This window comes from Vibrio sp. Vb0598 (assembly GCF_033338935.1).
GTDB classification, from domain to species: domain Bacteria; phylum Pseudomonadota; class Gammaproteobacteria; order Enterobacterales; family Vibrionaceae; genus Vibrio; species Vibrio alginolyticus.
In genome coordinates, this window is the sequence record NZ_JAWOTP010000016.1 from 109,011 (window position 1) to 120,441 (window position 11,431).

Annotated in this window: 13 protein-coding genes and 1 pseudogene; 5 read left to right on the forward strand and 9 right to left on the reverse strand. The window is 44.9% G+C overall.

The annotated features are described in order from the left end of the window. Window positions 1–10: 10 nt before the first annotated feature. Together R7Q38_RS16475 and R7Q38_RS16480 are read left to right on the forward strand one after the other, a co-directional pair. Window positions 11–778, forward strand: a complete 768-nt coding sequence (locus R7Q38_RS16475; protein WP_005395793.1) for a glycosyltransferase family 2 protein — start codon at window positions 11–13, stop codon at window positions 776–778. Next, entirely contained in the window at window positions 775–1,563 is a 789-nt protein-coding gene (locus R7Q38_RS16480) for a glycosyltransferase family 2 protein (protein ID WP_171344436.1), read from the forward strand. Before R7Q38_RS16475 ends, R7Q38_RS16480 begins: the two co-directional genes overlap by 4 nt. A gap of 31 nt (window positions 1,564–1,594) precedes the next feature. Here R7Q38_RS16480 and R7Q38_RS16485 read toward each other — a convergent pair whose 3' ends face one another. From R7Q38_RS16485 to R7Q38_RS16520, 8 genes are all read right to left on the reverse strand, one after another. Next, window positions 1,595–2,530: a glycosyl transferase family 90 gene (locus R7Q38_RS16485; RefSeq protein WP_053303391.1), complete on the reverse strand. Its 936-nt coding sequence runs from the start codon at window positions 2,528–2,530 to the stop codon at window positions 1,595–1,597. Next, complete coding sequence (gene coaD / locus R7Q38_RS16490) at window positions 2,517–2,999, reverse strand: pantetheine-phosphate adenylyltransferase (RefSeq protein ID WP_017820709.1); 483 nt, start codon at window positions 2,997–2,999, stop codon at window positions 2,517–2,519. Before coaD ends, R7Q38_RS16485 begins: the two co-directional genes overlap by 14 nt. Window positions 3,000–3,085: 86 nt before the next feature. Further along, window positions 3,086–3,895 carry a bifunctional DNA-formamidopyrimidine glycosylase/DNA-(apurinic or apyrimidinic site) lyase gene (gene mutM, locus R7Q38_RS16495; protein WP_239938425.1) on the reverse strand — a complete coding sequence of 270 codons (810 nt, stop codon included), beginning with the start codon at window positions 3,893–3,895 and terminating at the stop codon, window positions 3,086–3,088. Between the two features lie 102 nt (window positions 3,896–3,997). Further along, complete coding sequence (locus tag R7Q38_RS16500; protein WP_025768321.1) at window positions 3,998–4,474, reverse strand: hypothetical protein; 477 nt, start codon at window positions 4,472–4,474, stop codon at window positions 3,998–4,000. Window positions 4,475–4,749: 275 nt separating this feature from the next. Further along, window positions 4,750–4,920, reverse strand: coding sequence for a 50S ribosomal protein L33 (gene rpmG, locus R7Q38_RS16505; RefSeq protein ID WP_004410866.1), 171 nt, complete (start codon window positions 4,918–4,920; stop codon window positions 4,750–4,752). Window positions 4,921–4,933: 13 nt separating this feature from the next. Then, the gene (gene rpmB, locus R7Q38_RS16510) at window positions 4,934–5,170 is read right to left on the reverse strand and encodes a 50S ribosomal protein L28 (protein WP_005384783.1); all 237 of its coding nucleotides are present in this window, start codon (window positions 5,168–5,170) and stop codon (window positions 4,934–4,936) included. Window positions 5,171–5,472: 302 nt separating this feature from the next. After that, the gene (gene radC, locus R7Q38_RS16515; protein ID WP_017820707.1) at window positions 5,473–6,147 is read right to left on the reverse strand and encodes a RadC family protein; all 675 of its coding nucleotides are present in this window, start codon (window positions 6,145–6,147) and stop codon (window positions 5,473–5,475) included. A gap of 114 nt (window positions 6,148–6,261) precedes the next feature. Continuing rightward, window positions 6,262–7,935 carry a methyl-accepting chemotaxis protein gene (locus R7Q38_RS16520; protein WP_258490751.1) on the reverse strand — a complete coding sequence of 558 codons (1,674 nt, stop codon included), beginning with the start codon at window positions 7,933–7,935 and terminating at the stop codon, window positions 6,262–6,264. A 193-nt stretch (window positions 7,936–8,128) separates the two neighbouring features. On the opposite strand from R7Q38_RS16520, the gene coaBC reads away from it, so the two are divergent. From coaBC to R7Q38_RS16535, 3 genes are all read left to right on the forward strand, one after another. Continuing rightward, complete coding sequence (gene coaBC / locus R7Q38_RS16525) at window positions 8,129–9,328, forward strand: bifunctional phosphopantothenoylcysteine decarboxylase/phosphopantothenate--cysteine ligase CoaBC (protein ID WP_054701136.1); 1,200 nt, start codon at window positions 8,129–8,131, stop codon at window positions 9,326–9,328. 171 nt (window positions 9,329–9,499) lie between these two features. Continuing rightward, complete coding sequence (gene slmA, locus R7Q38_RS16530) at window positions 9,500–10,090, forward strand: nucleoid occlusion factor SlmA (protein WP_005379386.1); 591 nt, start codon at window positions 9,500–9,502, stop codon at window positions 10,088–10,090. A 6-nt stretch (window positions 10,091–10,096) separates the two neighbouring features. Beyond that, on the forward strand, window positions 10,097–11,047 hold the full coding sequence (locus tag R7Q38_RS16535; protein WP_033905948.1) for a Kdo(2)-lipid IV(A) acyltransferase: 951 nt from the start codon (window positions 10,097–10,099) through the stop codon (window positions 11,045–11,047). A gap of 84 nt (window positions 11,048–11,131) precedes the next feature. Here the strand turns inward: R7Q38_RS16535 and pyrE are convergent. After that, a pseudogene (gene pyrE, locus R7Q38_RS16540) lies at window positions 11,132–11,431 on the reverse strand (orotate phosphoribosyltransferase); the annotation flags it as partial.

Below are 11,431 nucleotides of genomic sequence, written 5' to 3' on the forward strand. Positions count from 1 at the left end.
GGAAATGACCTTGTCCAAACCAACCTTAGCCGTTGCCTTAATTGTAAAAAATGAAGAGAAGCACTTACAAGCTTGTCTAGACACAGTAAAAGATTGGGTCGATGAGATTGTCCTTCTAGACTCGGGCAGCACTGATCGCACTGAAGAAATCGCCCGACAATACACAGATAAGTTTTACACCAACCTAGATTGGCCAGGATTCGGTAAACAGCGCCAACTGGCGCAGCAATACGTTACGGCAGACTACGTTTTGTGGCTTGATGCGGACGAACAAGTCACTCCAGAGCTAAAAGAAAGTATCTTACACGCGGTATCAGCCAATAAGCCGAACGTTTTATACAAACTTAATCGACTAAGCTCAGCGTTTGGTAAGTTCATCTACCATTCTGGTTGGTCTCCAGACTGGATTGTGCGCTTATATCGCACCGAATATACACAATATAATGATTCGCTCGTTCATGAAAAAGTTGATGAGAAAAACTATCAAACTGAAAAACTGGATGGTCGACTGCATCACTACACTTACGAGCACCTTCATCATTACATCAATAAAACCACTGGCTACCTCAAGGCCTGGACGGATGAACGTGAAGGTAAAAAGAAAGCGGGTTTAACGACCGCTATCGTTCACGCTCTTGCTAGCTTTTTGAAGATGTATGTTCTCAAACGAGGCTTCCTTGATGGCAAGCATGGCTTCATTCTAGCTTGGCTAAGCATGCACTCTACTTTTGTAAAATATATCGATCTCTACTTACGTGAACAGGCAAAAAAATCATGAAAACGACTTTAATTATCACCACTTACAACTGGAAAGAAGCATTAAAAGCGGTGTTAGAAAGCGTGAAACGTCAAACCGTTTTGCCTGACGAAGTAATTGTTGCAGATGATGGCTCTCGAGACGATACCAAAGCAATGGTTGACCAAATGCGTGAAGGTTTTCCGGTTCCACTGATTCATAGTTGGCACGAGGATAATGGCTTTCAGCTTTCAATGAGCCGCAACCGTGCGATCGCCAAAGCATCAGGTGACTACCTCATCATGATTGATGGCGACATGGTGCTGTCCCAAACGTTTATTGAATCACATAAGCAAGTCGCAAAACCAAATTGGTTTGTGCAGGGTGGACGAGTGTTAACGGATGAAAGCTGCAGCAAGGCCATCATGGAAAACGGCTTAGTGCCTTCCATTTTCAGCAAAGGCATTCGCAATCGTAAAAACTGCATCACCAACGCCTTGCTATCGAAATGGTTCTCTTACGAGCGGAATAACGATAAAGCCACTCGCGGTTGCAACATGGCATTTTGGCGACAAGATGTCATCGAGGTGAATGGCTTCAACCAAGATTTTGTTGGATGGGGACGCGAAGACAGCGAGTTTGTTCATCGCATGTTGAATGCGGGTAAGTCACGTCTTTACCTAAAATTCGCAGGTGTAGGCTACCACTTGTACCACGTAGAAAACTCTCGTGCGTCACTCGGACAAAATGATGAGATTTTAGAGAACACCATTAAAAACAAGCTTAAACGCTGTGAGAATGGTGTTGATCAATTTCTAGAAGCTTAAGATTATAAAAAAGGGGCGTTTCGCCCCTTTTTTATTGTTGCTGAGATAAAGCGAAGTACTTATCGGCAACCATCAATGAGATCAAACGCTCTTTACGTTTATCTTTGAACTGCTCAACCCACTGGTGCGCATTTTCAATGATCGCTAATGCTTCTTGCTCATTCGCTAGGTAATAATCCATCTTTTCGGGTAAATCCGAATAGTCATCCTTCACTTCAACATAGTGGACGCCTGCCTCTAACTTACCTTCCATAAACCAAGTCTCATATTTTGGCTTTGACATAATAACCAAGGAGTTAGACGACATAGCCCACTTAAGGTTGGTGGCCACATCATTGCCTTCTATACAGAGCAAAAACTTATACTGCAGTTGCTCTTCAATACTCATAAAGCCCTTTTCCCATGGTTTCCCTTCTACCGGGCGGGTCTGGCCAATATTGCATTGCGGATGGTTGTAAAACGCATGAATCACCTTTTTACGATGCGGCTGAAAACCCACGCCGCGCCACGCTACCATGTCCTTTTTATCTTGATAGCGAACAGGATCATCAATAAATTTAAAATGACGAACTTGATTAAGTTTCAACACCACTGAATTTTGGTTGTTACCAAAAATAGGGCGGCTTTTTATAAAGCTCGGTACATTGGGGATGTGTGTAACATCGCCGTTGATGTAGTTAAACGCAAAACTGGAAGGGAAATAGCGTACAACTTGGCGAAGATCGAAAAAATACGTCCAGCCTTTCGTTTTTTTGAATGTATCGATGGTCGAGTAACTTTGTTCTCGGCTATCAACTGAAAACGGCGTTTCACACTTATTGTAATAGTTCACCCGCTCAATACAGCGTTGCTGCTCTGCTTCGGTCAGATTCGAAAGTAAACGCTTGGCTTGTGCTCGATATACAAAGCGAGGGATAAGTATCGAGAGAGCGTTTGAGAAATAATAAGGGAACTTACTGTCTTTCATTGAGTTTTTCCCCAATCGCGATGGCTACTGGCTTGGGAACGAATTGTTCGATACTTCCGCCATGAATCGCTACTTCTCTCACGATAGTCGACGATAAAAACGCAAACTCTTCTTCAGGAGTTAAAAATACGCTCTCGATTCCTGGTAATAGCTTTCGGTACATGTTGGTCAGTCCAAACTCGTATTCAAAGTCTACCGTTGTTCGTAAACCACGAATAAGAACCTTAGCTTTCTCATTTCTCGCGAAATCCACTAATAACCCGGAGAACCCCTTTACCGTCACACCAGGTAAATGCGCTACAACGTCCTGCATCAGTGCAACGCGCTCTTCCAATGAAAACATAGTGTTCTTCGATGGGCTTGCGGCTACGCCAATCACAACCTCATCAAACATTTCGTGAGTACGTTCTATTAGATTGAGGTGACCATTAGTCACTGGATCAAAAGTGCCCGGATAAATGACTTTCATATAATTTACTAAGTTATTCGAAACTGATTGAATTATTGAGGCTCGAGCGCAAGATTACAACAACTTAAGCTCGATAATAGCTCGACTTACTTCTGACACTCACTACAAAAGAAGGTATTACGTTGGCCAATCTTTAGCTCTTGAAGTCGTTCGCCGCACTCTGGGCATGGCTCTCCTGCTTTTCCGTAAACCAATAACTCTTGTGCAAAGTAACCCGGCTTTCCATCGGCTTGCGCAAAGTCTTTCAGCGTAGTCCCACCTTGCGTAATGGCAATCTCAAGTGTCATTTTGATATTTTCAACAAGTAACCCCCACTCTTGAGAAGTCAACTTACCTGCGGGCCTTGAAGGGTGAATTCGAGATTTAAACAACGACTCATTCGCGTAGATATTTCCGACACCAACCACGACTTTGTTGTCCATGATGAACTGCTTGACGGCGACACGCTTATTTTTAGCTTTCTCCGCTACATATTCCGCATTGAACTCTTCAGTTAAAGGCTCAGGCCCCATGTTTGCTAGTACAGCATGTGACTCACCAGGAGCACACCACAGCCATGCCCCAAAACGACGCGGATCGTTATAGCGCAGTATTTTTCCACTGCTTAGTTTGAGATCCACATGATCGTGCTTTGCTGGCGGAAATTCGGCGTCTAGAACACGTAAAGACCCCGACATGCCCAAGTGAACAATGGCTGTACCTGTGTTTGTCTCGATCAGTAAGTATTTCGCACGACGACTAATCGCACGGATCACCTGCCCTTCCAATTTTTTAAGCTCTGTAGGAATATCCCAGCGCAATTTAGGCGTTCGAAAAGTAAACGACTGGATCGTTTGTCCAACCATGTGGGGGCTAATCCCCATACGGCTGACTTCAACTTCTGGCAACTCAGGCATTAGATTCTCCAATTCACCGGCTAATAGTTCTCGCTGCTAGCATAATCGAAAAGAAAAACGATAAATAGGGAAGCTTATTAGGGGTATAGGCGCAAAAAGACTCTACTCTGGCATAAGGTAGTTTTCATCGACGGAGATAGCGACCCATTTGTCTTGCCAGGTTTTAAATAGCCAAAAATCAGGTAAACGAAAGAAAGTCACCCGCTGCGGCTCTTCGATATCCTGATACCAGACTTCTACCGTTTCAGGTACCGTCAGGTTAGGTTTTAAATGATCGTACTGTTTTGAGGTAAGCTCCGTCCCTTCTAATGATTGCCAGCGTGATACAAGTTCACTGATCGGTGCATCGACTTTGATGTTGGATTGCCACCGTCCATCATGCAGCTCGAACTCCCAGCCACTATAGTACAAAGACTCCACCGTATAGTCGGAGCGAAGTACATTTGGGTAAGGGTCTGCTTGGGCTGTTAATAGGTAAGTTTTGATCCACATCGGCGCATTTAAGATCACTATAAACGCGATAATGCCCAGAATAAGAATATTGTTCCATCGGCGGCGACGAGCCGGACTCACACGCATAACCATCTCTACTCTCTTATAGTTATGAGTAAACTACCAAAGAGTATTGAGGTTGACTAGAACAATGGTGTGCAAGTATGTAGAGAAGCGGTGACCAAGCGGTATAGGACGATAAATTAAAAATTCGAGTATAGAGTCGGACCAATAAAATGACGTTAGCAGTACTTTATAATCCGATGACGTACTGAACACTTTTCTTCAGCATTTTTATTCAGGTAATAAAAAACCCAACTCGAAAGTTGGGTTTTTCAATTCATCAAAGAGACTGAAACCAATTATTTGATTTTTGCTTCTTTGTACATAACGTGCTGGCGAACTACTGGATCAAACTTTTTGATCTCAAATTTGCCTGGCATGTTACGCTTGTTCTTATCAGTTGTGTAGAAGTGGCCTGTACCTGCAGAAGATACTAGACGGATTTTCTCACGAACGCCTTTCTTTGCCATTGCTTATTTCCTCTTAAACGTTTTCGCCACGTGCACGCATGTCTGCAAGAACAGTATCAATACCTTTCTTGTCGATGATGCGCATACCTTTAGCAGATAGACGTAGTTTAACAAAACGTTTTTCGCTCTCTACCCAGAAACGATGAGTTTGTAGGTTCGGCAGAAAACGACGCTTAGTAGCATTTCGTGCGTGTGAACGGTTGTTACCCGTTACTGGACGCTTACCAGTTACTTGGCATACTCGTGACATGAATGTCTTCTCCAAAATCGTTTCAGCTCGATATCAACCTTGGTGGCCGAACCTCTCTATCTCTCGAAAAGAAGTTAGAGGTTAAGAACCGCTATGGAAAATCCATACAAGGCTATCAAAGGTCGCGCATTATACTAACTTGATATGCATTGCTCAAGACCCGAACAGATCCTTTTTACAGGTTTTCGTGATCTTTTTTTAGACAGCAGATTTTTTTAGCAGTCCAAGCTGAATTCAGTTAAAAATTTAGTGGCGTGGATGATAGCAGATTTTTAGCAACTAACAACCTAAAAAACGCACAGTTATATCCAGCCTCTTTCAGCAAAAGAGACACTTTCCCCATCTCCGATGACGAAATGGTCCAAAATACGAATATCCACCAATGCTAATGCGTCGATGAGACGCCTTGTAATCCTTCTGTCAGCTTGGCTCGGCTCAGCGACGCCTGAAGGATGATTGTGCGCCAAAATCAAAGCCGCCGCGTTATGATGTAGAGCACGCTTGACGACTTCTCTCGGATACACCGACGCTGCATCCAACGTTCCTTCAAATAAAATTTCATCTTTTATCACTCGGTGCTGGTTATCGAGAAAAAGAATATAAAAAGCCTCTCTTTGCCGATCCCTTAAAATAGAAGACAGATATAACTTAGTTTGGTCGGGACTGGTTAAGGCATCACCACGCTTTAGCGTCTCCGCCAAGTAACGTTGTGTCATTTCTAGTACCGCTTGCAATTGAACATACTTGGCTTGCCCCAATCCTTTGTGACGACAAAACTCTTCTTCTGATGCTGAAAATAGTTGTCTTAGCGAACCAAAGTCTTGAATAAGGAAATCTGCAAGCTCAATCACGTTCATTCCGCGGGTGCCTGTGCGCAAGAAGATGGCCAGTAGCTCAGCATCGGTCAAAGCTTGCGGCCCTCGTTGCAGTAGCTTCTCTCTGGGCATGGACTCATTTGGCAAAGCTTTCAGTATCATCTGATGTCTCTTTATATGGAAAGTGTCCCTATTCCACAAAACAAAAAGCGAAAGTCGAGTATGACTTTCGCTTTCTTCGTACCATCAGTGCTTTCCATGCAACTTAACAGTTCATCAGAGTTTAAAGTTGCCAACCAAGCCGTGAATTTCCGTTCCAGACTGTGATAGCTGCGTGCTGATTGACTCGGCATGCTGCAACGTCTCATTAATTTTGTTCACGATCTGTTGAATAGCCACTAAGTTTTGGTTGATGTCTTCTGCAACTGCACTTTGTTCTTCGGCGGCAGACGCGGTTTGAATCCCCATATCTCGAATCGTACCGATAGAATTATGAACACCAGAAAGAGATTGCTGAATGAGCGCCGATTCTTCCGCCGTTTTGACACCTCTTTTTTGGCTCACCGACATCGTACTGACCGCTCTTGATACACCATTTTGTAGCTGCTTAAGCATGTCACCAATTTCATGAGTACTATTTTGTGTACGACTGGCTAACGAGCGCACTTCATCCGCAACGACGGCAAACCCTCGACCTTGCTCACCGGCTCTAGCCGCTTCAATCGCCGCATTTAGGGCCAACAAATTCGTTTGCTCGGCTATCTCGCCAATCACATCCAGCACTTTGGTTATTTTTTCAGTCTGTAAACTCAACTCAGAAATTGCATCTGACGTGCTGTCTATCTCCGTCACGAGTTCGGTAATGCCTTCTATTGCTTGCTCGACCTCATGCTGAGCAGCGGTGACTTGACTGTTGGCATCGTCAATTGCCTGCGCGGTCGCATTAGTATTGCTGGCTACTTCTTTGGCAGTCATGCTCATTTGCGTCACTGCCGTCACGACTTTGTCCGTCTCTAAACAGTGATCCTGCATTTGACCGCTCGCTTGGCTGGTCTGAGTGTTCAGGATTTGGGAAACGGTCTGTACTGTCGTCGCAGAGCGATGAATGTCCTGCATCAGTGGGTGCAGCTTATCCATAAAATCATTAAACGCGGCCGCCACTTCACCGACTTCATCCTGACTTTCGACTTTTAAACGAGCCGTTAAGTCACCGCCGCCTGCGGCAACATCTTTTAATGAAGCCGCGACATGTTGTAATGGCTGAATGCCTTTAGACACCACGATACTGGTGAGAACACTGGTAATGATCAATCCAATAACGGAAATCAACACGGCAGATAATGTATGCTCTTTTAGCTCTTGAGTCTTTAACTCTCTGTGCATCGCAACTTGCTGGTCGATGTCATCAATATAAACGCCAGTACCTAAAACCCAGTCCCATTTCGATAGATATTCTGCATAGCCCAACTTAGGCGCTTGTGCGTCAATGGTCGGTTTGTGCCACGAGAAATAGAGGAACCCATCCCCTTTTTGAGAAGCGTCAATCAAGCCCGCAATAACTGCGACCCCATTTTCATCTTTTAAGTCGTAAAGGTTTTTACCCTCTAATGCAGGTTTGATGGCGTGCAACGTATTCACACCTTGAGAGTCGTAGGCAAAAAAGTAGCCATCGCTTTCAAAGCGCATGGCTTTCAAAATTTCTTTTGCTGCCTCTTTATTACTTCCATTTACATCCGCGTCGTATAACGGTTTTATCGCCGTCACGCCCATCATCATGTAGGCTTGTAACTCTTTCTTTTTCGTTTCGATGAGCTCTTGCCTGTCTCTTGCCAGCTCCGCTTCCAAACTTTTACTGCTGTTGATGTAATACACCACTGAGATCAACGTAGTGATCAACAACAGCGGAATTAGGGTTATCAGCAGCAATTTGTTTCGACTTTTCAACACCATGGTTTCCACTACCTCTTTTTCTTTTCAGACTTGCAAACTCCGCGCAACTTGTCTGTGAGGTAGGCGAGAATTTTCCCTTCCTCGGTCAGATTAATACTCTGGAGTTTGATGTGAATTATCTTCTCGTTATATATGCTCGGGCGGTCAGACTTTGAATTGTGTTAAAATCCGGTCATCAAATTGGAGATCTCACATGCAAACACTAGCAGGAAAGAAAATTCTACTCGGCATCAGTGGCGGTATTGCCGCGTATAAATGTGCGGAGCTAACCCGTCGCCTCATAGAGAGAGGAGCGCAAGTTCAAGTTGTAATGACGAAAGCCGCAAAAGAGTTCATTACCCCTTTAACCATGCAAGCCGTTTCGGGCCGTCCTGTCTCGGACAGTTTACTAGACCCAGCAGCGGAAGCCTCTATGGGCCATATTGAATTGGCCAAATGGGCAGATTTAGTGCTATTAGCGCCAGCGACCGCGGACTTAATCGCGCGCATGTCCGCAGGCATGGGGAACGATTTACTTACTACGCTCGTGCTCGCGACGGATTCCCCTGTTGCTGTTTCTCCGGCGATGAATCAACAGATGTATCGCAATATCGCAACCCAAGAGAACATCGCTACGTTAGCGCGTCGTGGTATGCACATCTGGGGCCCTGCGGCAGGAGAGCAAGCCTGTGGTGATGTAGGACCAGGTCGAATGCTGGAACCAATGCAGCTAGTACAGCTATGTGAACAGTTCTTTCAACCAAAATTGCTAGAAGGTAGGTCGATACTCATTACCGCCGGACCAACTCGCGAAGCGATTGATCCAGTGCGTTACATTACGAACCATAGCTCCGGGAAAATGGGCTATGCATTGGCGAGCGCCGCAGCGCAGATGGGAGCAAAAGTCACCCTCGTGAGCGGTCCTGTCAGTTTAAATACGCCCGTAGGTGTTGAGCGCATAAATGTTTCCAGTGCCCAAGAGATGCACGAAGCCGTTATGACACATGCAAACCAGCATGATGCCTTTATTAGCTGCGCTGCCGTTGCCGACTACCGCCCACAAACGATCGCGTCTCAAAAGTTGAAAAAGACAGAAGACAACGACGAAATGGTCATTAATATGGTTAAAAATCCTGATATTGTTGCATCTGTGGCAGCAATGACGGAGAAGCGTCCGTTTACCGTCGGTTTTGCGGCTGAAACCAATGATGTAGAGACCTATGCTCGAGGCAAGTTAACAAAGAAAAACCTCGATATGATCTGTGCAAACGACGTTTCGGTTGCAGGGCAAGGATTTAACAGCAACGACAACGCAATTACCCTTTACTGGCCTGAAGGTGAACTTGCGCTCGCTTTGGAATCAAAAGAAGCATTGAGCGTTAAAATTCTCGAAAAAATGCATCAATTGATGTAACTAACGTTTGAAAACCCTGCCAATTTTTTACAAAAGCTGGCATAAATTTGGTACAAAAATGACAACTAAGGGTGTTAAATCTCCCATTCCACCCTTAGTGGTCTAGTTTGAGGCGAAATAGCGTCTTATAATCCCCTCCGCTCAACTTTGTATTTTGAAAGGAAGTAACTAATGGCCGGCAGTAAAAAATCCAACCGTCGTGAAGAAATCTTACAAGCATTGGCAGAAATGCTTGAATCAACAGATGGCGCTTCACGCATTACTACGGCAAAACTGGCCAAGCAAGTCGGCGTTTCAGAAGCCGCGCTGTATCGTCATTTCCCAAGTAAAGCGCGCATGTTCGAAGGGTTGATTGAGTTCATTGAAGAAGCCTTGATGACACGTATCAACCGTATTCTAGACGACGAAAAAGATACACTAGAGCGTATTCGTATGGTGATGCACCTTATTTTGGCGTTCTCTGAACGTAACCCAGGTCTAACACGCATTTTGTCGGGTCATGCTCTAATGTTTGAAAATGAACGTCTACGTGAACGCATCAATCAACTCTTTGAGCGTATAGAAACACAATTGCGCCAAATCCTGCGTGAACGTAAGATTCGTGAAGGGAAGTCTTTCCCTGTCGAAGAGCGCATCCTAGCCGCGCAAATTCTGGGACAAGTTGAGGGGAGCCTAAACCGCTTTGTGCGTAGCGACTTTAAATACCAGCCGACTGCAAACTTTGACGAGTACTGGGCGCTTTTGAGTGCACAAATAAAGTAAAAGACTATGAGTAAAGACAAATACACGCAGCCCGAGTTTTCTCTTTCACTTCTTCACCCTCGTAACTGGGGCGTATGGCTTGGTTTTGGTCTGTTGGCCATCCTCGTCAATATTCTTCCTTATCGGCTGCTGCTTTCATTAGGTCGTTCACTCGGCAAACTTGGCATGCGCTACGGTAAAAAGCGTGTCCACGTTGCTCAGCGTAACTTAGAATTGGCCTTTCCAGACAAAACACCTGAAGAGATTCAACATATTGTTGAAGAGAACTTCAAAAATACCGGTATGGCACTGATAGAAACCGGAATCACTTGGTTCTGGCCGACTTGGCGCTTTAAAAACCTGATCGTCGAGAAAGATCTCGGCGCACTGCGTGAAAAAGCCAAAGAAGGTAAAGGCGTCCTACTTTGTTGTGTCCATGCTCTTAATCTAGAGATCACTGCGCGTGCTTTCGCCGTGTTAGGCGTGGCCGGGTACGGCGCGTTTCGTCCGCATAATAATCCTGCTTATAACTTTATCCAGTATTGGGGACGGACACATAACGGCAATAAACTGATTGATCGTAAAGATGTAAAAAAGATGATTCGTGTTTTACGCAGCGGTGAGCGTCTGTTCTATTTACCGGATCACGATTACGGTCGCAAAAAATCAGTATTTGTGCCCTTCTTTGCCGTAGACGATGCGTGTACAACAACAGGCACGAGCATTCTGGCGTATACCTCAAAATGTGCGATCATCCCAGGCTCAGGGTTTCGCAATGACGAAGGAAAATACGACATCATCGCCGATAAGTGCATTGAAGCCGACTATCCACAAAAAGACGAAGTCGCCGCTGCCGCTTATATGAACAAGTATGTGGAAGAAGTCATTCTACGCGCTCCAGAGCAATGGATGTGGCTCCATAAACGCTATAAAACCATGCAAGATGAGCATGTCGAGAAAGGCATTCGCTATAAGTAAGTGGTCAAGGCGATGAATCCAAAAACAAAAAAGGGCAGATGAATATCCATCTGCCCTTTTTACTTTTTCAGAAAAAGTAACCAATTAAATGCCGTATTCTGCGCGGTATGCTTTGACTGCTTCTAGATGCTCTTTGTCTGTGCCTTTCTCTTCAAGGAAAGTCACAAGGTCAGTCAAGCTAACGATCGAGATGATTGCACAACCAAAGTCACGCTCCACTTCTTGAATCGCAGACAACTCACCTTTGCCTTTTTCTTGGCGGTCAATCGCAACCAACACACCAGCAAGGTCTGCGCCATTTGCTTGAATGATTTCCATCGATTCACGAATCGCAGTACCTGCTGTGATTACGTCATCCACTAGCATGATACGACCTTCAAGCGC

What these genes read in the sequence shown, in the direction of transcription:
- R7Q38_RS16485 (WP_053303391.1), bottom strand. Translation starts at nt 2,530, where the DNA reads ATGAAAGACAGTAAGTTCCCTTATTATTTCTCAAACGCTCTCTCGATA.
- R7Q38_RS16535 (WP_033905948.1), top strand. Translation starts at nt 10,097, where the DNA reads ATGAGTAAAGACAAATACACGCAGCCCGAGTTTTCTCTTTCACTTCTT.
- R7Q38_RS16480 (WP_171344436.1), top strand. Translation starts at nt 775, where the DNA reads ATGAAAACGACTTTAATTATCACCACTTACAACTGGAAAGAAGCATTA.
- coaD (WP_017820709.1), bottom strand. Translation starts at nt 2,999, where the DNA reads ATGAAAGTCATTTATCCGGGCACTTTTGATCCAGTGACTAATGGTCAC.
- slmA (WP_005379386.1), top strand. Translation starts at nt 9,500, where the DNA reads ATGGCCGGCAGTAAAAAATCCAACCGTCGTGAAGAAATCTTACAAGCA.
- rpmG (WP_004410866.1), bottom strand. Translation starts at nt 4,920, where the DNA reads ATGGCAAAGAAAGGCGTTCGTGAGAAAATCCGTCTAGTATCTTCTGCA.
- rpmB (WP_005384783.1), bottom strand. Translation starts at nt 5,170, where the DNA reads ATGTCACGAGTATGCCAAGTAACTGGTAAGCGTCCAGTAACGGGTAAC.
- mutM (WP_239938425.1), bottom strand. Translation starts at nt 3,895, where the DNA reads ATGCCTGAGTTGCCAGAAGTTGAAGTCAGCCGTATGGGGATTAGCCCC.
- R7Q38_RS16500 (WP_025768321.1), bottom strand. Translation starts at nt 4,474, where the DNA reads ATGCGTGTGAGTCCGGCTCGTCGCCGCCGATGGAACAATATTCTTATT.
- radC (WP_017820707.1), bottom strand. Translation starts at nt 6,147, where the DNA reads ATGATACTGAAAGCTTTGCCAAATGAGTCCATGCCCAGAGAGAAGCTA.
- coaBC (WP_054701136.1), top strand. Translation starts at nt 8,129, where the DNA reads ATGCAAACACTAGCAGGAAAGAAAATTCTACTCGGCATCAGTGGCGGT.
- R7Q38_RS16520 (WP_258490751.1), bottom strand. Translation starts at nt 7,935, where the DNA reads ATGGTGTTGAAAAGTCGAAACAAATTGCTGCTGATAACCCTAATTCCG.